Source organism: Pseudomonas sp. StFLB209 (genome assembly GCF_000829415.1).
GTDB lineage: Bacteria > Pseudomonadota > Gammaproteobacteria > Pseudomonadales > Pseudomonadaceae > Aquipseudomonas.
The window spans coordinates 4562694-4584159 of the sequence record NZ_AP014637.1 but is presented as its reverse complement, the minus strand read 5'-3'; the positions used below and the strand labels follow the sequence as shown (position 1 = coordinate 4584159).

Sequence of the window (21466 nt, the reverse complement as noted above, 5' to 3'; positions counted from 1 at the left end):
GATGCGCTTGCGTGGCTTTGCTGGAACCCGCCGATGTGGATTTCCGTAAAGGCACGAAAACGTAGAACACCAAATGAACACTATAGATTGTAGCCCTATAGGGCGCAATGGGCTGTCATCTTGGTTTTTCGAGGGAAACCATAGGTGGCGGCTGGGAACTCATTGGCGAAGGCGTTGAAGACAGTCAGGAAGGCGCGTGGCTTGAGCCAGGAAGCGTTCTCCGACGTGTCCAGCCGTACCTATATGAGCACCCTCGAACGCGACCTGAAAAGCCCGACCCTGCATAAGCTGGCCGAGCTGTGCGAGGTGATGGAGATCCACCCGCTCACGCTGCTGACGCTGGCCTACGCGGGCGACAGCCCGCGCAAGGCCGACGAGTTGCTGGCGCAGGTGCGCCGGGAGCTGGAGGCGGTGTTGAAGGAGCGCGACGCGGCGAAAACGCGCGCGTGACGCGGTGATGTGCTGCGCACAGCAGCACAGCGCCCCGCCGCAATGAGCGGGGCGCTGCGGCGGTCACGCCGCCTGGGGCTTGCTGCGCGACCAGATCAGGTCGTGCGTGCCGTCCTCGCCTTCGATCAGGCGGGCATAGACCGGAGCCGGGAACGAAGGATCGTCGAGGGTCACGGACTTGTATTCCCGCCCGGCCTCGCTGGTCTTGTTCCAGGCCGCGCCGATGTCGTGGCCGGCGGCCTGGAGGCGGAAGTCGGGGGCGTTCTCGCTGCTGCCCTTGTCGTTGGGAACCAGCTTGACCTTGACGTTGAGCGTCAGGGTGCGAAGCGTGCCGGTGAAGCCGTCTTTGTCGGTGGTGAAGGTGCCGATGTTGGCCATGATGTTTTCTCCTTTCTGTTGAACAAGGTTCGCGCCCATCGCGTCCTTGTTGTGATCCGGCCGGCGGGGGACGGGCTGGCTGCACCGCTTGCGGTCGCAACGCAGTGGAGAGCCGGGAGGCGAAAAGAATTTGCCGCGCGAGGAAGCCGCGCAGCGGCGGGGAAATTGTTTTCGCCGGACGGTTGCAGCCATGAAGCCCGAGGCGCAGCCGCGCCCCCCGCCAGGATTCACAACGAGACAAGGACGCCTTGGGCCGAACCGCTCCGAAAGGAGATAGGGCCGACTCGGCATCCCCGCCCGAAGGCTTCTCCGGCTCGCCCGCTGACGCGGGCCAGGTCAACCCCGAAACGACAGGCGAGAATGCCCACGCCACACCTTGCGGCGCCGGTCTTGAGGCGTGGCTTGGAAGCTCCATAGCGATGCCGGGCGGGTCGTCCGTGAACCGTCCTTCGTGACGTGATGGGCAGGAACCGCCAGCGTTGAGGACGGCACGCACCTGCACAACCTGCCGCAGCGAGCGCCAGCGTGTTCGCCAGCGCCCCGTCCATCGCGGCGGGGCGCTGGCCGGGCCGATCCGGCGCAGCCGGTTCGGCGGCATTGAGGGGTGCCAAGCATCGCGCGGCGGGGATAGCCCGCAGGGCTTTCCCCTGGAGGCAAGCGAAGCGCGCAGCGCCGCAGGCGCGAAGGCGTGAGGGATTGAAGCCGAATGGCCGTGACGGCAAAGACGGCACGGGGCGCAGCCCGAAAGCCCGGCGGCGCTGTGCGCCGACACGCCCTAACATGACGATTACGAACAGCGAAGCCCACGCCCAAGGAAGCACCGATGGAAGAAAAGCGCATCCATGAGTTCTTCAAGCGATACCAGCACTTCTTCCGCCAAGGACTGAAAAACGAAGCGGACATGGAGCAGGTCGCCTCGTCCTACGCCACTGCCTTCATCGCGGCCTCGCCAGCCGGGGTCATGGCAGGCCAGAACGACGAGCAACTGAAACAGGTCATGCGCCAAGGATTCGAGCGCTACCGCCAGCTCGGCACGAAGGACATGATGCTGCGCGGGGTTCGCATCGACCCCATCGACGACCACCACTGCCTCGCGCACGTCGCCTGGACGGCGACCTATGACCGGGGCGCAGCCCCGGACGTGTCCATCGACTTCGACGTTCATTACCTGATGCAGCAGCTTGACGGCGAACCCAAGATATTCGGCTGGGTATCAGGTGACGAACAGGCGCTGCTGAGGCAGCACGGCATCGTCTGATGCCGCCGCCGCGAAGGCAGCGGCGTTCTGATTCGGTTGTTGGCCTTGAACACCGGGCGCGGCCACTGCCGCGCCCGGATTTTGCGTCCACCGCGCCCAGGACGGTACGGCATGGGCGCGGTGCTGATCGCGGTTATTCCTTCGTCTCGATGAGCCACCACACGGCACGCGGCAAGGTGCGGCCCGTGATGGGATGAATGTCGGTGAGGTCGGCGCGGGCCGACCAGCCCGAGGGCGGGCGGTAGCCGCGCACGTCGTCTGCGCCGTGCCAGCGGCGGGCGCGTACGGTGCCGGGTGCGTAGATCGCCGCCATGCGCGGGCGGCTGGTGGTGGTGCGGGTCATGGGGGCTTCTCCTTGCAGCGAAGCGCCCCGGTCGAGGCCGGGGCGCTTGCCTTCGGCGCGGCTCAAGCGGCCAGCGCCTCGGCGGGTTCATCCGCCATTGCTTCGGCATCCTCCGGGGCGTCCTGCTTCGGGCTTTCTTCCTGCGCGGCATCCTGCGGGCCAGCGGCCTTGAAGATGGCGGGCATCCAGCCCGTGCCATCGGCCAGCCGCTCGGCCTCACTGGCAATGTCGGCCTTCTTGAGCTTCGCCAGCCGGGTGACGGATTCCGGTGCAAACGCGCCTACGGCATCCAGAATCGCGGCCTTGGAAGCGTGCTTGAAGTAGCCTTCTGCGGTCGGCTTCCACCATGCGGCCATGTCGAGGCCCACGGCCTGCGCCAGTTCCTCGCCGGGCCGGTGCGTCGTGGCGCGGGGCGTCACCACGTCCACCGTGGAAGCCACGCACACGGCCAGCAGCCGCAACAGTTCGTCTTGCGGCTTCGCCAGCAGCGCGGCAAACAGTTCGGCGCTGTCCTCCGGCAAGGCAACACCTGCCACCTGTTGCAGTTCGCGCAGCGCCACGGCGGCGGGCGATTCCGGCCAGTCCGGGGCCATGCCTTCCAGCCGGTCTTGCACCGTGAGGCGCACGCCCAGCGGCAGGCCATCGCCGTAGGCGTCGGGCTGCAAGACGGTCTGCACCATGCCATGCACAAGCGCGGCGAGCGCGACGTGCGGATGCCGTGCGACTTCGATTTGCAGCGCCGCCGTGCGGTGGGCACTCAGCCGCTGCGCCAGCCGGTCGGACAGGCTCGCAGCCTTGGGCGCGTCGTCGGCGTTCTCGTGCTCGTCGTTGGCGGCTTCGCCTTCGGTGCTGCCAAAACCGCGCCGCAGCTTTTCCAGCGTGCGCAGCGCCTTGGCCTCGGCCTCACGCAGCAGGCCGCGATGAATGACGGCCTCGCCGTTGCGGTCGATGGTGACGATGGCACCGGCCACCTCGCGCACCTCGGGGGCGTAGCCTTGCAAGGCTTCCTCCGCGTCTTGCAGTTCCCCGACCACCTGATCGCGCCGCTGTTCCAGCTTCTCGGCCTTGGCCTCGTCTTCGGCGTCGCAGGCTTCTTCCAGTTCGGCGTCGATCTTTTCGAGGCGGGTTTCCAGCGAGGCGATGCGGCGGGCCTCGCGGGTGGTCGGCTCGCGACGATGGCGCGGGGCGTTCTGGAACGCCTGCCGTTCCTCATAGGCCAGATGCGGCACGGCCTCCACCCATGCCCAGCCCTCGGCGCGCACGTCCTCGGCCAGCGTTGCCAGCTTGTCGCGCACCAGCGTTTCCAGCATTGGGGTATCGGTGAGGTAGGTTCCGGCATCGCCTTCCGCGAACAGGTCGCGGCGGATGCCGCCGCCTGCCTGCTGGTAGGTTTCCAGCCCGACGAAGCGCACCAGCGCGTGCGTGGCGTCGATTTCGCGCTCGGTCAGGCGCTCGCGCAGCTTGGACGGGCTGCGCTGCCATTCCGGCGCACCATAGAACGCGGCTTCCTGCGCGGCGTGGTCGTCGGTGATGGTCAAGGCCATCAACTGTTCCAGCGTGACGGTTCCGGCGCGGTAGTCGGCCATCAGGCGCGGCGCGATGTGGGCGAGCTTCAAGCGGCGCTGCACCACCAACGGGGACACGCCGAAGTCTGCGGCAATGTCCTCGATGGGCCGACCTTCCTTGACCAGCGCGGCGAACGCCTCGAACTGGTCGGCGGGGTGCATCTGCTCGCGCATCAGGTTTTCCGCGAGGCTGACGGTACGGGCCGAAGCATCGGGCACCAGCAGGCACGGCACTTCGTAGTCGGCGGGAATGCGCTTCTTCTTCGCCAGCAGCTTCAAGGCGGTCAGGCGACGATCACCGGCCACCACCTCGTAAGTCTCGCCATCGGCGGAAAGGATGACGATCAGGTTTTGCAGCAAGCCGATGCGGGCAATGCTCGCGGCCAGTTCGGGGATGGACAGGCGCGGCATCTTGCGGGCGTTGCGCTTGGAGCGGCGCGGCAGCAACTGCGAGAGCGGAACCAGAATCAGGTTCTTGGACGGGTCGGCCATTTCCAGCGGTGCGGCGGCTTCGATGGCGACGGTTTCGGTTTTGGGTACGGCGTTCATGGTGATAACTCCTTGCGGTTGGGATGCAGCAGCGAGAGAAGCGGCAAGGGCTGCTGCCTGCCCTTGCCGCGTGGGGATTCAGGCTTTCAACTGGCGCAGGCCATCGGCCAGCAGCCACAGGGCGCGGTTCAGGCGCACGCTTTGGTCGATGCCCTGCACGGGCCGGGTGGTCTGGCGGCGGCCATTTGCGGCGCGAGCGGACAGGCCGCCTTTGGTCAAGTTCTCCTGCGTGCGGTTGAACACGCTCCACAGGTCGCGGCGGTCGTCGTCATGGCGGCGCGGCATCAGGATTTGCGATTCCGTGATGGGCGCGGGCTTGTCCTCGTCATACTTCAACGCCAGCGCAGCGCGGGCGAACACTTCCGATTCCCCGGCGTCGAGCGTGATGGCGCGCATGGCATCGCGGGATTCCTGCGCCCGGTCGAAGCCGTGCAGGACTTCGTAAGCGCCTTCGATGACGTGCCCGGCTACGTCGCCCTTGTGGGGCACGCGCACGTCGGCCACGGTGTCACCGCAGACAAGGCCATTGCTGCAAACGAAGCGGAACATCCCGGCCAGCATCTGATAGCTGCTGGTGCCGTCATGGGAGTTCAGCAGGATGATTTCGTTGGCCTCGCGGCCGTTGATCTGGCTGGCGTGACGCAGGCGGATCATGTGCTTGGTGTAGTCGCGGCGGTCGTCGTGGCGCACGCGGGTCTGCGTCACCATGAAAGGCTCGAAGCCTTCCCCGCGCAGTTCTTGCAGCACGGTCGCGGTGGGGATGTAGCTGTACCGCTCGGAGCGGCTTTCGTGCGGTGCCTCCGCGAAGATGGACGGGGCCACGGCCCGGATTTGGTCATCGGACAAGGGACGTTCCGAACGCAGCACCGGAGAACGGGAAGCGAAGCGGGATGCGAGTTGCATGGCATTTCTCCTGACAAAGAAAGAAGGGTTTGCTGTTCACACCGCACACCGGATTCCTAGATTCGGAGCCCAGCCTTTCGGCTGTTTGGTGCGGTCGGCACGAGGAACCCGGTTGGCCCTGTTGCCACCGTCTTTCCTGAGTTCATCGCCCGCGACGGTCAGGAGCGCGCGGACGGGTGCCGTCAAGGAGGCAAGCGCAGGGTTGGTGCGGCCCGCAGCGAAGCGAGGACACGGCCCTGCGCGCCTTGACGGCACACGGGCGCGGGCTACAGTCGCGGTGAAGGTGATGAAGTCAGGGGAGACGGCTGGACAAGGCAACGGCCCCTCAACACGCCGACCGCACGGCAAGCGAAGCGCGCAGGCCCGGATCTGGAAGCCGGGCCGGAGGCGTCAGCCGAGCGGAGCGAGGGAACGATGGAAGCCCGGAAGGGGCGAGACGCCGCAGGCGGCTCGATGCGCAGCGCGCACGACAGCGCGACCGGCCATGTTTCTTGGCCGGGGACGCACAGCCTTCAATGCTCGATGCACAAGCTCATGCGCCAGTCATCGGGAAACAGGTTCGACAGCGGCGGCTGCGATCTGGCCGATCCGGCGCCGCCGGTTCGGCGGTCTTTGAGGGGCGCGAAGCATTGCGCGGCGGGGATAGCCCGCAGGGCTTTCCCCCGGAGGCAAGCGAAGCGCGCAGCGCCCCGGAAGGGGCGCGAAGGCATCACGCCGAGTCGTCAGGACGCAGGCTGGATTCCGACACCGGCATCCACGGCGATGACGAGTCCAGCAGGTAGCGCGCACCACGCGCGTACAGACCAGACAGCCCGGCGGGCTGGTAGAACCCGGCGACGCGGCGCCGAAACCGCGCGCCGTATTCGTTGGTGTAGATCACCGCGTCGCCGATCTTGAAGCGCAAGGGCTGGCCGTTCTCTGGCGCGAACGGCTTGAGCGCATCGTGCTGCGCGGTGATCTCGATGATGTAGTCGTGATGGCTGCTCATGGCATTGATCTCCTTCGATGGTCAAGAAAGCGCAAGGAGCGCCTTGCGGCGCTCCCAGGGCCGGGTCAGACAGCAATCCGCCCGACCAGCCGCGCATCGCGCGCGTAGGCGCTCAATCGCTTCTCGGCCCGGAAAGACAGGTCACGCTCGATCGGCAGGCCCAACCCGCCGCGCACAGTCGTCAGTTCGCCCAGGCTGACCCAGCCGATTTCCGGCGCACCCAGGCCCAGGTCGCAAAGACCAAAGGCGTGGTCGTGGTCGTCGGGATCAATCTCGGTCAGCAGCCAGGTCGCGCCGGCGTCCGGCGTGAACAGCTTGACCACGGGGGCCGGATCGAAGTCCGGGTTCTCCAGCGATTCGCGGCCTTTGGCCAGCAGCACGATGCGCTGTTCGTCAGTGATGAGTGCGTTGTTCATGGTGAACTCCTGAAAGGTTGCCGGGCGGATTTGGGTCAACGACGGCCGCCAGGACGCAAGCGCCATCGGCGCGCAGCCCTTGACGGCGAGAACGCCGTGGCACGATGAAGGGAACAGCAAGACCGCCTCCCTCACACCTCCACGCAGCCCGGTTTTCGGCAAGTGCGCAGCACGCGCAGGCCCGCGAGGGCCGGAGTTGCGCCGCCGGGCGCAGCAAAAAATGGGGGCCGAAGCCCCCAAAGGTCAAAGCAGGCCGCGCTCGGCGAATGACGTGGTACGGCTTCCCGCGACGATGATGTGATCCAACGTGCGAACGTCCACCAGCGCCAGCGCCTGCCGAAGCTGCGAGGTCAGCGCCTTGTCGGCCGCGCTCGGCTCGGGGTTCCCGCTCGGATGGTTGTGCGAAACGATGACCGCCGCCGCATTGAGCCGCAGCGCCAGCTTGACCACCTCGCGCGGATGCACCTCGGCGGCGTCGATCGTGCCGTGGAACATCTCCACGTAGTCGATCAGCCGATGGCGCGTGTCGAGGAACAACACCGCGAAGACTTCGTGCTCGAAGCCGGCCAGCTTGGCGCGCAGGTAGTCCTTGACCACCACCGGCGAAGTGAACTCGGCGCCACGCTGCATCTTCTGTTCGATAACCTGGCGTGCGGCTTCCAGAATCTGGTCGGCGTCCGCCGGCCGATAGCGCCCACGGCCATCGCGCACCATCAGCGGGGTATCGAGTGAGAGGGTCAGTTGCGACATGATCGTGCTCCGGTTGCTCGGGCGGAATTGCCCGGAACCGGCGCCAGCACGGCGCAGCGCAAGCAGTCAGGGGTCGCTAGACGGCCGCGAGGACGCAAGCGCGCATGGCGCGCGCCGCCCTTGACAGCGAGAACGCCGTGATACGGTGAAGGGAACAGCAAGACCGCCCACACCCGCCCACTGCACACAGTCGGCTTTGGGGGCAAGCGGAGCGCGCAGGCCCGAGAGGGCCGGAGGCGTCAGGGGTCAAAGCCGAATGGCCGCGACTCGGCACGAGGCGCGGGGCGCAGCCCGCGAACCAGACGGCGCATCGCGCCGGGACGCACGGCCTTGGCTTTCATGGATATTGGGGCCGCGGGTCGGCCAGAATGTGCGAAGCGCTTTGTTACTATTCCAAAGGACAAGTCCGGGGCGATCGGGTATCCGGAAGAATCCAAATACATCTGTAGGGACGACATGACGACGCCACAGCCGACCACCTTCGGTCAACAACTTTTCTTCAGTCCGGAAGCCGGCACTTGGAAGGCGCTCAGGCCGGACGCGGCTGGCGAGGCCGATGATGCCAAGAGGCAGCAGATGCTGTCGGAGGCCGCCGCAGCGCGCGAAGAACTGAAGGCGGTATTGCTGTCCTCGCTTCAGATGCAACATGTGGTTGCACTCGCAGGAAGTGGAACATCTCTGGGAGAGATCAACGGTCCTTCGATGTGGACGCTGTGGGACCACTGCGTGAACTCGAATCCCGACACTGGAAAGGATGAGCGGAAGCCGACCGAGCAGGCTGAAGCTGTCATTTCTGAGATCGGCTATGAGACTGCCGTCGAACATGAGAACATCGAGGCCCTTCTTTCACGGTGTGACGCATACCTTCAGATCAAGAAGAGCGAGCAGGTCGAAAAATTCGTATCCGCCTCAAAGGCCGTGATCCTGAAGAAGTGCTCCGCTTTTCTCAATGGAGCCGACGATTCAAAGTTGGCGAGCCATCGCACGTTCCTACATCGACTGTCTCGTCGCCGCGTCCGCGACTCGCGGATGAAGTTGTTCACGACGAACTACGATCTGTGCTTTGAGCGCGCTGCTGGCAAGCAGGGGCTGGTCTTGCTCGACGGTTTCTCGTTCACGCAGCCCAGGCAATTTGACCCGCGGTTCTTCCTATACGACATCGTCCGCCGACCTTCGACCGGCGATGAGGTCGGCAATCCGCTGGAGGGTGTGTTTCACCTCTACAAATTGCATGGTTCGGTCAACTGGGATCAGTCCAGTTCGGGCGATATCGAGATCAAGACCGATCCAACACCGGAAACGGCCTGTCTCATCTATCCCGCCAAAGGAAAATACCAACAGTCCTACGTACAACCGCACCTGGAACTGATCTCCCAGTACCTGGCGGCGCTGCGTGAACCGAATACCTGCCTCATTGTCTCGGGGTTCGGCTTCAATGACGATCACTTGTCTGAACCTATTGTCGCGGCGGTCCGCACCAACCCGCATTTGCGGTTGATCATCGTCAATCCCTCGGCGGACGACCTGACCTCCCGGCCCAAGGAAAACAACCGATACTGGGATGCGCTCTACAGCCTCGCTAAACAGGGCGAGGATGTGTGGCTGATCAATGCCACGTTCAGCGAGTTCGCCGAGATGATTCCGGACCTCAAATCGCTGACGCCCGCGCAGCGGCTCACGCGCGACATCAAGTCGCTGGTCAAACCGACATGAGTACCGCGCTCGACGTCACCGACGCTTTTCCGCGCGGATTGCTCCGACCGGAGTTGTATGTTGGCCAGTTGTGCTCCGTTTCCGCCCAGGTGGTGAAGTTCAACCTCAACGAGGCGGGCTCGCCCAGCGGTTCCCACTTTCTGGGTGGCCGATACGGAAAAGGTGAGGTTGGAGAGTTCGTCCTGATCGAGGGACAGATCAACCTCCTGCTTGGACGGGTGGTCGAGATCCATTTGCCAGATGCCGACAGGCGCCTGATCGACACCTCGCATGGCAGGGTGCCGGATCTGGACGGCATCGGGACGATCCAACTGCTGGGCTCCATCGCAATGGACTCACTTCGAATCTCGGCGGGCGTTGACTCCTATCCTCGCTTGGGCGACCGCGTTTACGCTGCGCCGCACAGCTTCATCGCCAACTTACCGAAGTTCATGGAGGCGGCGGAGACCGAAGCGAGCCACGTCCTTCTCAAGCTGGGCTCGATCGATGTCGCGCCTGAAAGCTACGTGTCGGTCAAGCCGGAGAAACTGTTCGGCCGGCACTGCGCGATTCTGGGCGCCACTGGCGGCGGCAAGAGTTGGACGACCGCTCGGATCATTGAAGAATGCCTGCGCTACAAGACCAAGATCATCCTCTTGGACGCGACGGGGGAATATCGCGGGTTCGACGGAGAACACGTCTCAAATCTTCACCTGGGTGCGCCGGTCAGCACTGCGAAGTCTTCTGCTTCTTGTTCGTTGCCGCATACGTCCTTCATGGAGTCGGACTTTATCGCGCTGTTCGAGCCTGCTGGCAAGGTTCAGGGGCCGAAACTGCGTGCGGCGATTCGCAGCCTTCGACTCGCCACTCTCGCTCCTCATGTTGCGACAGGCGGGATTATCAAGAAGATCGATCAGTCTAAGGTCCCGATCCTGACCGAAGAAGCCAAGGCTGGCATCGCGGAGAAACTTGATGATCCACAGCAAGCGTTCGACGTGTGGAAGCTCGTTTCACAGATCGAGCAGGAGTGCGTTTACCCGGACGGATTCGGCGTGGCCCGGGGATCAAAAGACACCACAAAATGGGGTGGCGACTCGGGCGAGGTCTCATACTGCCTGTCCTTGATGTCGCGCATTAGCGGCATTCTCAGTTCATCGTCCTTCGACTGTGTCTTCAAGTCGAAGGCTCCTGCATTGACGGAAAGCATCTCATCCTTCGTCTCCAACGAAGATCGGTTGCTTCGGATATGCCTGAGTGGCGTTGCCTTTGAGTTCAAGGCGCGCGAGATCATCGCGAACGTGATCGGACGGCATCTTCTCAACATGGCACGCGATGGCGCATTCAAGAGTTGCCCTGTTGTCGTCATCGTCGATGAGGCACACAACTTTCTCGGGCGGCATATCGGAGCCGATGACGCGGTTGCCCGCCTGGACGCATTCGAGTTGATCGCCAAAGAGGGCCGTAAGTACGGACTCAATATCTGTCTGTCAACTCAGCGCCCACGCGACATAACGGAAGGTGTTCTGAGCCAGATGGGAACACTCGTGGTACATCGGCTCACGAATGATCGGGACCGCGAGGTTGTCGAACGCGCCTGCGGCGAAATCGACCGATCGGCATCGTCGTTTCTGCCCAATCTGAAGCCCGGCGAGGCTGCGATCATCGGCGCCGATTTCCCCATCCCGTTGACCATTCAAGTCTTCCCGCCGAGCGCGAAGCCTTTTTCTGACGGTCCCAACTACCAGACCCACTGGAAGGTATAGGGATCGCCTGAATTTCGAGTAGGCTGCCGAATGATTTGAGGATTAACGGCGGTGAGTCGAACTTGCCGACGATGAAGAAGCCCGCTGGGGGGCGAGACTCGTACAGCGAGGCCTGATGTGCAGTAAGACAGCGCGCCGGCGGCGCGCCGGGACGCCCAAGCTGACACCAGGGCATGAACGGGAGAAATTGTCGTATCAGTGATACGAGAATCGGCGGGCGCTTTCCCGCCGAGGGTCAAGCCACGTGCGCGGACGGCGGCGAAGGCAGTGGCTGCACCGCCAAGCGCAGGCCCATCGCCTTGAGGATGGCGGTCAGGCTGTTCAGGGCGGGATTGCCCTTCGGCGACAGCGTGCGGTAAAGCTGAGTCGGGTTCAGGTGAGCCTGTTCGGCCACCGCCTGCACGCCACCGACTGCCTGTGCAAGCTGGCGCAGCACGGTCATCAGCTCGGCCTGGTCGCCATCGGCCAGGATGTTGTTGATGACTTCCAGTGCGAGCGCCGGATCGCTGCGGTACAGCTCGGCCATCGCCTCGTCATGGGGTCTGCTTCTCATTCGTCGGTTCTCCGTTGCCAGTCCTGCCAATAGTCCACCGCCCGGTCAATGTCCGCATCCTGCGTGCGCTTGTCGCCACCGCACAGCAGCAGCACCAGCCGCTGGCCCGCCAAGCCGTAATACACCCGATAGCCTGGCCCCACGTCGATGCGTAGCTCCCACACGCCATCGCGGCAAAACTTGTGGTCACCGAAGTTGCCTTGCTCGACACGGGCCACGCGACGGATGACCGCCACCTTGGCTTGGGCATCACGCAAGCGCCGCAGCCAGTCGGTGTAGAGATCCTTCTGGCCGTCGGCCGTGAGGTAGTGCTCGATTCGGTACATGGTCATTTTCGTTTATAGACGAATGAAAGTCAAGGATGAAGGGGCGAGCCGGCGCCCACATTTCCGAGACACTGTCTCGGATTTCCTTGTTGGCAGGCTGCGGCAGCTCCCCGCGCAACCGCAGTGGGCAGTGTCCTTCTCATGCTTCTAGCTCTGCCGGGCGCTGCGCACCCGTGATCGTCTTGCGCCGGGCCGCCACCAGTTCGGCCGCTTGCCGCACCGGATCGTCCTCGGTATGGACGTAGCGCATGAACATCGCCACGGTCTTGTGCGCCGTCAGCGCCATGCCAACCTTGAGCGGCACACCGGAATTGGCAATGTCCGTCGCCGAGCGGTGGCGGATGCCGTGGGTGCCGACCTTCGGCACCCCGGCACGGTCAAGGATGCGCCGCCAAGCCTGATAGTAGGTATGGGTGCTGAGGGGCTTGCTGTGGTCGAGGATCGCCGGGCAGACATAGGGCGAATCGCCGTAGCGGGGGGCATTGGTCAGCCGCCGGCGGGCTTCCTCGCTCAACGGCTTGGACATATCACCGGTCTTGCTGTCCGGCCAGACCACCCGGCCGTTGGGCAGGTCGAGCCAATCCCATTGCAACAGCAGGATTTCCGACATGCGCGCCGCGAACTCGAATTGCAGCCGGACGGCCAACAGGTGGATGGGGTGCTCCAAGCCTTCTGCCTCGGCCTTCTCCAGATAGGCGAACAGCTTGGTCATCTGGTCGTCGGTGATGAGCCGGGTCGAACCCTTTTCCGGGTACTTGGGGACGTGACGGCAGGGATTGGAGCCATCGGGCCGATAGCCCCACAGCTCGGCCAGGTTGAACATCTTGCGGACGAGCGACAGCACGCGGTTGGCCTGGGTGGGGGACTTCTCCATGCGCTTCATCAGCGCGGTAATGTCGTTGCGCGTAACCTCGTGAGCCTTCTTGCTGCCGAAGGCTGGGATGACGAAGCTGTCGATCTGGTACTGGTAGCCGGCCTGCGTGCTGGGCTTGTTGTGCGGCTTGGAGTGATCGTCCATGAACCGGCCGCACAGCTCCTTGACCGTCGGCGCCTTGCGGGCCTCGGCCTTGTCGAGTCCGGGGTCGCCCCCGCGCCGGACTTCGGCCAGCCAGTCTTGTGCCAGCGACCGGGCCTGTTCGACCGTCAGCTCGCCGAACTGGCCGATTGCCGGCTTGCGCCGCACGCCGGAGTTCGTGCGGTACTGAACCATAAAGACCTTGCGCCCGGTTGGTGTAACCTTGCACAAGAAGCCCGGAACGAGCGTATCCCGGAGTTCCACGTCGCAGGTTTGCGCCTGCGCCGTGTCAACGACGGACTTGGTGAGTTTGATTTTCGCCATGAGGTGCTCCTGATAGGTCCCGATTCCAGGGGCCGGCTAGGAGCCAGGCGGAGGGGAACCGGGGCGGTTTGCATCGCGCACCGGGATATGATCGAAGGCATTGGCCTGGGGGAAAACCTGCTACAGCAAGCCTCATCCAAGCCCATCGGTAGCCCGGTGCGGATGCCATGCTCTGGCTTAAAATCCCTCGTTCTTTGGACGTGCCGGTTCGACCCCGGCTCGGGGCACCATAGATAACACAAGGGTTTCAGGCATAATTTTCTGATCTGCAACGGAAAGAAAATTGCCGCAATTCTGAGATCGTGCCGCAATTCCAGTTTTTACCCCTCCCTCTGGCGTTCTGCCAATCTCTATCTTCCAGCTCGTTGCTCCAAATAATCGCTCAGTGCCTCATCGCGTTCACAGGTTTTTCACAACCCCCCGGTTACAGTAACTGCGAATCCAAGTGTGTTCTTTTAAGCCCGCTCCCCCATCGCGGGCTTTTCTTTGCCTGAAATTCGTGCCTCGTTCGTCAAGGCCAGCGCCCGCTAACCGTTTACTGACTAACCGGCGTTAACCTCACGTCCCGGATGCATTTCGCGAAAAAACGCACGCCGATACTCAGAAGGCGACGTACCGAGATGAATAGCGAATTGCTGTCGCAGTGATAACGGCGTTCCAAAGCCAGAGTCACCGGCCACGCACTCAATAGACAAGTCAGTGGTTTCCAGCAGCTCTTGCGCTCTGGCAACCCGCTCGGCGTTCAGCCATTTAGAAACGGTACTGCCAGTCGCCTCCCTGAACTTGCGAGTAAAGGTGCGCCGGCTCATTCTCGCCCGCCCGGCCAACGCATCGAGTGACAGATCACTGCTCAGGTTCGTTCGCGCCCAGGCCAATACGTCAGACAAATGAGTCTCGCTGGGCAGTTGCGGCACAGGATGCTCAACGTACTGCGCCTGGCCGCCCTGCCTGTGTGGCGGCGTGACCAGCATTTTCGCGGTGCGGTTAGCCACATCGGCCCCAAGACGCTGGCGGATCAAATGCAGGCAGCAGTCAATTGCAGCCACGGTTCCTGCGGAGGTCAGGATGTTGTCGGCACTGACATATAGCACTTCGGGCCTGAACCGAACCTCAGGAAAACGCCGCGCAAACTCGTCGCGCCACGCCCAGTGAGTGGTTGCTTCTTTGCCATCGAGCAGGCCGGCTTCTGCGAGCAGGAAGGCGCCAAGACAGAGTCCGATGATGAGCTTGCCTTCGGTATCGGCACGTTGCAGCGCGCTGACAAGTGCTGCCGAGGCTGCGACCGCTTGATCGCTCCATGCCGGAATCACAATGACCTCAGAAGTCTCCATCAGCTCCAGACCATGAGCGACCGCCAGGCCAACGCCTTGATCGGTATTCACCATGCCTGGCTTCTCTGCGCAGTAACGAACCTCGTAACCAGCTTCACCCACGGCACTTTGAGCGGTGCCCAGCACGATTCCCGGCACTGAGAGATGGAACAGGCTCACGCCATCAAATGCCAGAACGGCAACACGGATCGATAGCATGTTTTCCTCTCATCGATGCTTGGCAGCAGATGCTGTGACTTTACCGGCCTCTTCGCGAGCAAGCTCGCTCCCACCGAGGCATAAAGCACCTAAGTGAATGTATTGCGGCTAGAGCCGCTTCTACACAGGCATGCCGGGTAACAGATTGGCCCGATTATATCGATTAATGTCATTCAGGCCACTGGGCACCGCCAAGGGGCTGATCAACAATGATGCCACTGACAACAGCGTCGCCCTGACCATCCTGCCGGAGCCAGCTCATGAAAAAAGGCCTTATAGTCGTTGATCTGCAAAACGAATACCTGCCCACCGGCAAGTTGCCTTTGACCGGTATCGAAGCCGCTGTCGCCAATGCCGGGCGGGTCATCAGCCATGCACGTGATATAGGTATTGCGATTTTTCACGTAAGGCACGAGTCCGAGGATGAGGCCTCTCCCATCTTCGCCAAGGGCTCCAATGGCGTGCAGATCCAGTCGGCGGTCGCCCCTGAAGGCGATGAACCGGTCATTGTTAAACACCACATCAACGCCTTCAGAGAGACGAATCTCAAACAGCAACTGGACGCCGCGAACGTGCAGGAAGTGCTGGTCATCGGTGCGATGAGTCATATGTGCATCGATGCTGTGGTGCGCGCAGCCGCCGACATGGGGTATCCAGTGACCGTGCTGCATGATGCCTGCGCCACGCTGGACCTGACCTTTGGCGGTGTAACCGTGCCAGCAGCACAAACCCACGCGGCAATGATGGCGGCCTTTGAGTTCGGTTACGCCAGGGTCAAATCTGTGGACGATTACCTCGCGGCCCAGTGATGGCGAGTGCCGATGTCTGACAGATGAAGTTTACGGTCATCTGAATCATGGTCGTCCACCGCGCAGCGCGCGGTGGACATACAGGGTCAGAAATCCAGCGTCAGGCCGGCATAGAGTGAACGACCATCACCCGGGGCGTGCAGCGACTGCCGAACGCCGGCACTGTCGTCGTACCAGGCGTATTCGTAGTAGCGATCAGTGATATTCTTGGCTTGCAGATCAACACTCAGGGTTGGCGTGATCTGGTAGCTCGCACCCAGGTTGAACAAGGTGTAGGCGCCGAACGTGCCGGTGCTGTTGGTACGCTCCAGGTAGTAGTCACTCTGGCCGTTGGCCCAAGCCGACAGCTGCAGCTTCGGGGTGAACTGCCAGGTCGAGCCGGCGGAGTACAGGTGATGTGGCACATGGTCCATCTCCTGCCCCTTGCTGGCGGGCAGGTTCGGGTTGGGCTTGAGGATCTCGGAGAACTGCCGCGAGTACGCCAGCCACAGGCTGGTGGTCTCGGTGGGATACAAATTGACCTGCACATCCCAGCCTTTACGCAGGGTCTGGCCGACGTTCTCGGCGTCGCCCACCGCGTCGTTGAGTTTGCGCTGCACCTCATCAGACGCCTTCTGCTCCCAGTAGGCAATACGCCCGTCGATCCAGGCCGCCGGGCGGAATTTGATGCCGGTTTCCCAACCGTCGTTGATTGAGGGTTTGAGGTCATCGGCCTGAGTCGCCAGACGATAAGCCGCAGAACCGACACCCACCTGATAGCTGCGCCCCCAGTTGGCGTACAGGCTGGCCTGCTCCCAGGGCGACCAGACCACGCTGATCTTGGGCTGACGAATCAAGCCATAGTCGTTGACGTCAGCATGCTCGCCGCTCAGGCCGTTGACGTAGCCACCGTAGAGTTTGTCGACCCGATAGGCCGGAATGATCTTCAGTGATTCGATCGGCTCGATCACCGCCTGTAAATAAGCGCCATAAATGTTGAGATCGAACTGCTGATCACGGGTCTGCGCTGTGCGGCTGCGCAGCAAGGTACGATAGCGCAGGCTTTGGTTTTCCTGGCGCTGCACCTCGGCCCCGCCTTCCAGGGCAAAGCCGTGCAGCACATCGATCTGGGGCCGCCAGGTCAGGCTGCTCAAGGCGCCGTACTGGGTTTCATCGCTATAACGCTCTTGCTGCGCACTGGTGCGCCAGTACTGAGTCCAGCGACGGTCTTCGAAGGTGTTCACATACGCCTTGGTTGCCCAACTCAGGTCTTCTGTGAGGCTGGCATCCAGGTGCAGGCTGAGCTGGTTCATTTCCCGCTCGCCGGTATCGGTGGCGTTATTGGCATAGGACTGGCGCGGCCGGTCGCGGCTGTCGGTGCGGCTCAGGTAACCGGCCTCGTCGGCATCGACCTTGTAATGCCGGGCAATCAGGCCCGCACGCCAGGCACCGTCATCAGCGGTGTAAAACCACTTGCCGGCAAAGCTCATGCGTTCAGCATCGGCATGGCTGCGATAGCCATTACTGCCCTGATAGCTGATGGCGTAGTTCTGGCTCCAATTACCGGACTCGATGCCTTTGACCAGTTGCACCTCACGGGTGTCGAAACTGCCGTAGCGCACGCGCAGCTTGCCGTCGTTACCGCCCTGGCGGGTGTTGATCGTGGCGTTGCCGGCAATGTTGTGCAGGCCGTAGCGCGGGTCGTTGGTGCCGCGCACCACTTCGATACTGTCGATTTCCAGCGGAAAAACCATGTCGATAAACGGCATGTTGCCATCATTGGTGTTGCTCGGGATGCCGTCGATCAACAGCTTGGCCGCGTTGACCTCGCCCTCACCATTGAAACCACGGAACGACAACTTGCCTGAGGTCGTGCCCTGGTTGAATTGAGTGAGCATCACCCCCGGCACCTTGTTGAACAGCTCCCAGCTGTATTGCACGGGTTGCTTTTCCAGAAGGTCGGCACCGACCACATCCACCGAGCTGAGGATGCTGCGACTGGCCAGCGGGCCGGCCTGATCACCGGTCACCGTCACGGCGCCGAGGGTGACCAGTGACGCACCGGCAGTCGAGGCATCAGCCAGCGCCTGATTCAAGGGTGACAGGGCAAACAGAGCGGATATCAGCAGCGGGCGACTGCGCACGTCAAGCAGACGCAAGCGGGTGTTGAGCGTGTATTCAGAAGCGTAGACAGGCATTGTAAAGTCCTTGAGAAATGCAGCTGTAGCCAACCCGGCACCTGCCAGGCGGCAGGCGATCAGAAACGTACGTCCAGGGTCACATCGAAGGTTCGTGGCGCGCCCATGTAGTACTGGCTTGAATAAGCCTGCTTGGCGTAGACCTCGTCAGTCAGGTTGCGCAGTCGTGCGGTGACGCTGGTCTGCCGGTCCAGCCGATAACGCACAAACGCGCCGAACAGCGTGTAGGCCGGAGCCTTGAGGGTATTGGCGTTATCGGCATACACCGAGGCTACATAGCGACTGTCGGCACCGACCTGCCAGCCTTCGTCAAGACTCCAGGTCAGCCACAGGTTGGCAACGCTGTCCGGGACATTGATCGGGTTATTGCCCTTGCGGGAAACCGAAACGCCACCTGCCGCTTCGTTGAATTCATCGTATTTGGCATCCACGTAGGTGTAATTGGCTTCTGCCAGCAACTGCGGCGTGATTTGCAGCTTGCCTGCCAGTTCAATACCGCGCGAGGTTTGCTGCCCGGCCTGTACGGTCAGGTTGGGGTTGACCGAGTCGCGTACGGCAAAATCCCGGCGCACGATCTGATACAACGCCGCCGTTGCCGAGCCTCGCCCGTCGAGGAAATCAAACTTGCTGCCCAACTCCCATTGCTCGCCCTTGGACAGGTCGAACAAGCCGACATTGGAATAGGTGGCGGCGGCCAGTGATCCAGCCGGCAAGTCAGCGCTGGTGCTGTATTGCAGGTACACATTGGCGCTGGGGCTGAAGGCATATAACAGCCCTACCCGGCCGCTGAGCGGTTCCCAGCGACGCTCGAACCAGGCCGGGCTGGTGGCCGAGACTGCGCCGTAGTTGGTGACCTCCATGTCCAGATGGTCGTAGCGCAGGCCGGTGAGCAGCGCCAGTTTTTCGGTCAGTTCGAGGCGGTTTTCGACAAACACCGAACGCGTACTGATTTCATGTTTGCGCTGCTTCTTGAGCCCTGCGCCCATGCCTGCAATCGCGTAGAAACTGCCGGCATCGAACTGATCCGGATCGACGCTATCGGAGGCCGAGCCGCTGGTAGGGTAGACATCCTGACGCATCACCGAATAATCCAGGCCCATTGCCCACTGGCTCGGCAGGCCAAGCAACGCCTGGTCGTGGCGCAATTGCAGGCGGTTACCCAAGACCTGTTGCTCATGGCGCTGCAGGTAGGGAGCCGACCGAATGACCTGGGTATTGCTGGCGTTGTAGCGGTAGTTCTCCAGGTTGCGGTAGTCGCGTTGCGCGTCGTAGTGATACAGCGTGTTCTGCAGGCTGGTGTCTGCTGTGAGCCGGTAGTCGAGGATCGAGCGCAGCCAACGCACCCGTTGCTCATAACGGCCATCGGCCGAGTTGTAATTCTCAAAACGGCGGCGCTTGTCGATCTTCATGGTGCTGCCAACCGGGTTGAGAATCGGTGAGCCCCAGTAAGGACTGTCTTCCTGGTCTTGGAGGTACTCAAGCGCCAGGGTATGGCTGAGGTCGGGGCTCAGATCACTGAGCAGGGACAGCGCAAAACTATTGGTTTCGCGTTTATTGCGATCGATATAGCCATTACTGCCACCGCGACTGAAGTCCATGCGCAGATAGTGCCCGACATCAGCGCCCGGCCGCCCCAACGCCTGATTGAAGCCCAGCGCGACTTCCGACTCATCGAAGCTGCCGTAACGCAACCGGCCTTCAAACAACTGCGCATCGCGGCTGGCCAGTTTGCTGATGGTGTTGATCGATCCGCCAACGGCGCCGGCCCCCGACAGGAAACTCGAAGGGCCGCCGATCAGTTCCACCCGGTCGACCAACCAGGCATCCACCGGGCGTGTCGCGCTGCTGTAACCCAGATTGATGCCGTTGTAGAGCTGCGTGACCTGATTCTGGGTAAAGCCCCGATAAGCCACAAAGCCGCCATAGCCGGGGTTAGCCGAGGCGTTTACACCGGTCATGCCGTTGATGATGTCCTGAGTGTCCCTGGCACCACGAGCCTCTATGACCTGCCGGTCGGCCACGCTCACCGAGGCGGGCGTTTCGCGCGCGCTCAGGCCAAGCTGGCTTGCGGTCTTGATCGGCTGGTCGAGGCTCAAACCGGATGGCTGCTCCTGATCGGCCTGGATCGTCAGGGGGTCGATTTGCAGCGCCGCATCCTGCGCCCAAGACAAATTGCAGGTGCCCAACAGCAGCACCAGTGAGGTGTTTCGAATTTTCATGTGCAACGGTTTCCACGCGAACAAGTGAAGCCGATTCCGACTGCAAAAGCGCGCAGCCTGACGGAATCAGACGGTTGGATTCACTGCGGGGAAAAAGGAGGGGGAAGCGCGGGGATTGAGTGAGGGCCATAGATAGCGCGGCGGTGGCTGCGCCCAACTGCGCTGCACGACCGGCGACAGCGCTCCTTGCGCCATGACCGGAACTTGCCAGCCCATGGAACTGATCGCCAGGGCCATACCGGAGGTCGAACACAGCGGGCAGGAAAACTGCGCCGCAGCATTCTGCATCTGACCCGCATCGTCACTGCCCTGCCCCATGCCGCCGCTGGCATCCATGGCGCAGTAACCACCGCTCAAACCGCTCAGCGCCAACCCGGCCATCTGGCCGTGGTGGATGCTGCAGGCGAACAGACTGAACAGGACGCTGGCGTAAAGCATCCATGCAATCAGGGTTCGGTCTGTGCGGGCCATTTTCATGGCGGCGACTTTATCACCAGATGAGAAAAAGTTGCAGCGGGTTGATGCGGCAAATTGACAGGGTCTTGCGTTAAGCGTGTCGATGCGATCTTGCGCCATGGCGTTCTAGAGGAAGAAGAATCTGCACAACGGCTGGAGATTTTTAAGCAATACACGGGGTATTTCACCAACAGCCCCGACGCCTGTTCGACTGGATAACCAGACAGCCCCGTAAACGTTAGTCTACGGGGCTTTCGAATGTGGAGGCCGAGGTCGGAATCGATACGCAGCCCATTTCCGGGGGCCTGCCGAAGCGGCACTTCGCTTGCCCCCGGCTAGTTATTTTGTCGTATGGCCATGGCAAATCCCAAGAGGGATTGGTCGCCAACTCTGCCAGCCCCCTTGTCGTGCCCGTGCGATCCTCGACTGGAAAGCCTCAAGCCTAGTCTCAGAGGCAGTAGTCCTAGGACCTCTTTGGCCTGATGAGGCATCAGGGAAAGATTGAAGCGGCGGATTAGAGGTGTGCAGCATCACATGTAAGTAGGACGAACCGATAAAAGAGCCTTCAAATATCGATTCGTCCGGCGTGACCAAAAACTGAAATTCTCCCTGAACATTGCCTGCCTTTCTTATGCTTTTCCAAAGCCCGCTGGCGTACTGCACATCGCCGTATGTCTTTACCCTGCGCAAGAAAAGTTTGTTCGATAGCCGATCTTCCGTCCGCAGGATGCTAGATATCCGAAAACTTTTGATGGGAACGCGTTTCTGCGGTTATTGGCTGCCTCTCGACACGTTGAGAGCAGATAAAATAAACGCGGGACAGGTTAGAAAATCGTAAAGCTGTTATGACATAGGCACAGTGACCTTTGATAAATGAGCTGAACAAACGTTTGACTAAATTCCTCAGTGTACGCTTCTGATACTGAGTGTGGTTACGGAGCAATTTTGTGTCGCCAGACCCGGCGATGCCGACTTGAGCCAGCGCTGCCAGAGCTGTAAAGCG

At 62.1% G+C, this 21466-nt stretch carries 19 protein-coding genes; 5 read left to right on the top strand and 14 right to left on the bottom strand.

Going from position 1 to position 21466, the window contains the following annotated elements:
• Nucleotides 1-144 precede the first annotated feature (144 nt).
• On the top strand, nucleotides 145-450 hold the full coding sequence (locus PSCI_RS20715) for a helix-turn-helix domain-containing protein (RefSeq protein ID WP_036193277.1): 306 nt from the start codon (nucleotides 145-147) through the stop codon (nucleotides 448-450).
• Between the two features lie 63 nt (nucleotides 451-513).
• Here PSCI_RS20715 and PSCI_RS20710 read toward each other — a convergent pair whose 3' ends face one another.
• Nucleotides 514-828, bottom strand: a complete 315-nt coding sequence (locus tag PSCI_RS20710) for a DUF736 domain-containing protein (protein ID WP_003107092.1) — start codon at nucleotides 826-828, stop codon at nucleotides 514-516.
• 823 nt (nucleotides 829-1651) lie between these two features.
• Between PSCI_RS20710 and PSCI_RS20705 the strand changes: the two genes are divergently transcribed.
• The gene (locus tag PSCI_RS20705; RefSeq protein WP_036193280.1) at nucleotides 1652-2086 is read left to right on the top strand and encodes a hypothetical protein; all 435 of its coding nucleotides are present in this window, start codon (nucleotides 1652-1654) and stop codon (nucleotides 2084-2086) included.
• 133 nt (nucleotides 2087-2219) lie between these two features.
• On the opposite strand, the gene PSCI_RS20700 is transcribed toward PSCI_RS20705, so the two are convergent.
• The 6 genes from PSCI_RS20700 to radC all read right to left on the bottom strand — a co-directional run bounded on the left by PSCI_RS20700 (nucleotide 2220) and on the right by radC (nucleotide 7600).
• Complete coding sequence (locus PSCI_RS20700) at nucleotides 2220-2429, bottom strand: hypothetical protein (protein ID WP_036193281.1); 210 nt, start codon at nucleotides 2427-2429, stop codon at nucleotides 2220-2222.
• 62 nt (nucleotides 2430-2491) lie between these two features.
• On the bottom strand, nucleotides 2492-4543 hold the full coding sequence (locus PSCI_RS20695; protein ID WP_045490613.1) for a ParB/RepB/Spo0J family partition protein: 2052 nt from the start codon (nucleotides 4541-4543) through the stop codon (nucleotides 2492-2494).
• A 78-nt stretch (nucleotides 4544-4621) separates the two neighbouring features.
• On the bottom strand, nucleotides 4622-5446 hold the full coding sequence (locus PSCI_RS20690; RefSeq protein ID WP_019396530.1) for a DUF932 domain-containing protein: 825 nt from the start codon (nucleotides 5444-5446) through the stop codon (nucleotides 4622-4624).
• A 709-nt stretch (nucleotides 5447-6155) separates the two neighbouring features.
• Nucleotides 6156-6434: a hypothetical protein gene (locus tag PSCI_RS20685; RefSeq protein ID WP_036193283.1), complete on the bottom strand. Its 279-nt coding sequence runs from the start codon at nucleotides 6432-6434 to the stop codon at nucleotides 6156-6158.
• A gap of 65 nt (nucleotides 6435-6499) precedes the next feature.
• Nucleotides 6500-6850: a DUF2958 domain-containing protein gene (locus PSCI_RS20680; RefSeq protein WP_036193284.1), complete on the bottom strand. Its 351-nt coding sequence runs from the start codon at nucleotides 6848-6850 to the stop codon at nucleotides 6500-6502.
• 243 nt (nucleotides 6851-7093) lie between these two features.
• Nucleotides 7094-7600 carry a RadC family protein gene (gene radC, locus PSCI_RS20675; protein ID WP_036193286.1) on the bottom strand — a complete coding sequence of 169 codons (507 nt, stop codon included), beginning with the start codon at nucleotides 7598-7600 and terminating at the stop codon, nucleotides 7094-7096.
• 339 nt (nucleotides 7601-7939) lie between these two features.
• Here radC and PSCI_RS20670 point away from each other — a divergent pair, with 339 nt between their 5' ends.
• Together PSCI_RS20670 and PSCI_RS20665 are read left to right on the top strand one after the other, a co-directional pair.
• Nucleotides 7940-9313 carry an SIR2 family protein gene (locus PSCI_RS20670; protein ID WP_197540957.1) on the top strand — a complete coding sequence of 458 codons (1374 nt, stop codon included), beginning with the start codon at nucleotides 7940-7942 and terminating at the stop codon, nucleotides 9311-9313.
• Nucleotides 9310-11055 carry an ATP-binding protein gene (locus tag PSCI_RS20665; protein WP_036193288.1) on the top strand — a complete coding sequence of 582 codons (1746 nt, stop codon included), beginning with the start codon at nucleotides 9310-9312 and terminating at the stop codon, nucleotides 11053-11055. Before PSCI_RS20670 ends, PSCI_RS20665 begins: the two co-directional genes overlap by 4 nt.
• A 235-nt stretch (nucleotides 11056-11290) precedes the next feature.
• On the opposite strand, the gene PSCI_RS20660 is transcribed toward PSCI_RS20665, so the two are convergent.
• The 4 genes from PSCI_RS20660 to PSCI_RS20645 all read right to left on the bottom strand — a co-directional run bounded on the left by PSCI_RS20660 (nucleotide 11291) and on the right by PSCI_RS20645 (nucleotide 14802).
• On the bottom strand, nucleotides 11291-11608 hold the full coding sequence (locus PSCI_RS20660; RefSeq protein WP_036193290.1) for a helix-turn-helix domain-containing transcriptional regulator: 318 nt from the start codon (nucleotides 11606-11608) through the stop codon (nucleotides 11291-11293).
• The gene (locus tag PSCI_RS20655) at nucleotides 11605-11934 is read right to left on the bottom strand and encodes a type II toxin-antitoxin system RelE/ParE family toxin (RefSeq protein ID WP_197540956.1); all 330 of its coding nucleotides are present in this window, start codon (nucleotides 11932-11934) and stop codon (nucleotides 11605-11607) included. The genes PSCI_RS20660 and PSCI_RS20655 overlap by 4 nt, the downstream gene beginning before the upstream one ends.
• Nucleotides 11935-12073: 139 nt before the next feature.
• Entirely contained in the window at nucleotides 12074-13273 is a 1200-nt protein-coding gene (locus PSCI_RS20650; RefSeq protein WP_036193295.1) for a tyrosine-type recombinase/integrase, read from the bottom strand.
• Between the two features lie 542 nt (nucleotides 13274-13815).
• Nucleotides 13816-14802, bottom strand: coding sequence for a GlxA family transcriptional regulator (locus PSCI_RS20645; protein WP_045490608.1), 987 nt, complete (start codon nucleotides 14800-14802; stop codon nucleotides 13816-13818).
• A gap of 260 nt (nucleotides 14803-15062) precedes the next feature.
• On the opposite strand from PSCI_RS20645, the gene PSCI_RS20640 reads away from it, so the two are divergent.
• Nucleotides 15063-15611, top strand: coding sequence for a cysteine hydrolase family protein (locus tag PSCI_RS20640; protein ID WP_045490606.1), 549 nt, complete (start codon nucleotides 15063-15065; stop codon nucleotides 15609-15611).
• Nucleotides 15612-15697: 86 nt separating this feature from the next.
• Here the strand turns inward: PSCI_RS20640 and PSCI_RS20635 are convergent, their stop codons facing one another.
• The 3 genes from PSCI_RS20635 to PSCI_RS20625 form a co-directional block, all read right to left on the bottom strand.
• A complete protein-coding gene (locus tag PSCI_RS20635; protein WP_084710052.1) occupies nucleotides 15698-17788 on the bottom strand; it encodes a TonB-dependent receptor in 2091 nt (696 codons plus the stop codon).
• 59 nt (nucleotides 17789-17847) lie between these two features.
• A complete protein-coding gene (locus PSCI_RS20630) occupies nucleotides 17848-20007 on the bottom strand; it encodes a TonB-dependent receptor (protein WP_045490604.1) in 2160 nt (719 codons plus the stop codon).
• A 66-nt stretch (nucleotides 20008-20073) separates the two neighbouring features.
• Nucleotides 20074-20484, bottom strand: coding sequence for a DUF2946 domain-containing protein (locus tag PSCI_RS20625; protein ID WP_045490603.1), 411 nt, complete (start codon nucleotides 20482-20484; stop codon nucleotides 20074-20076).
• Nucleotides 20485-21466 lie beyond the last annotated feature (982 nt).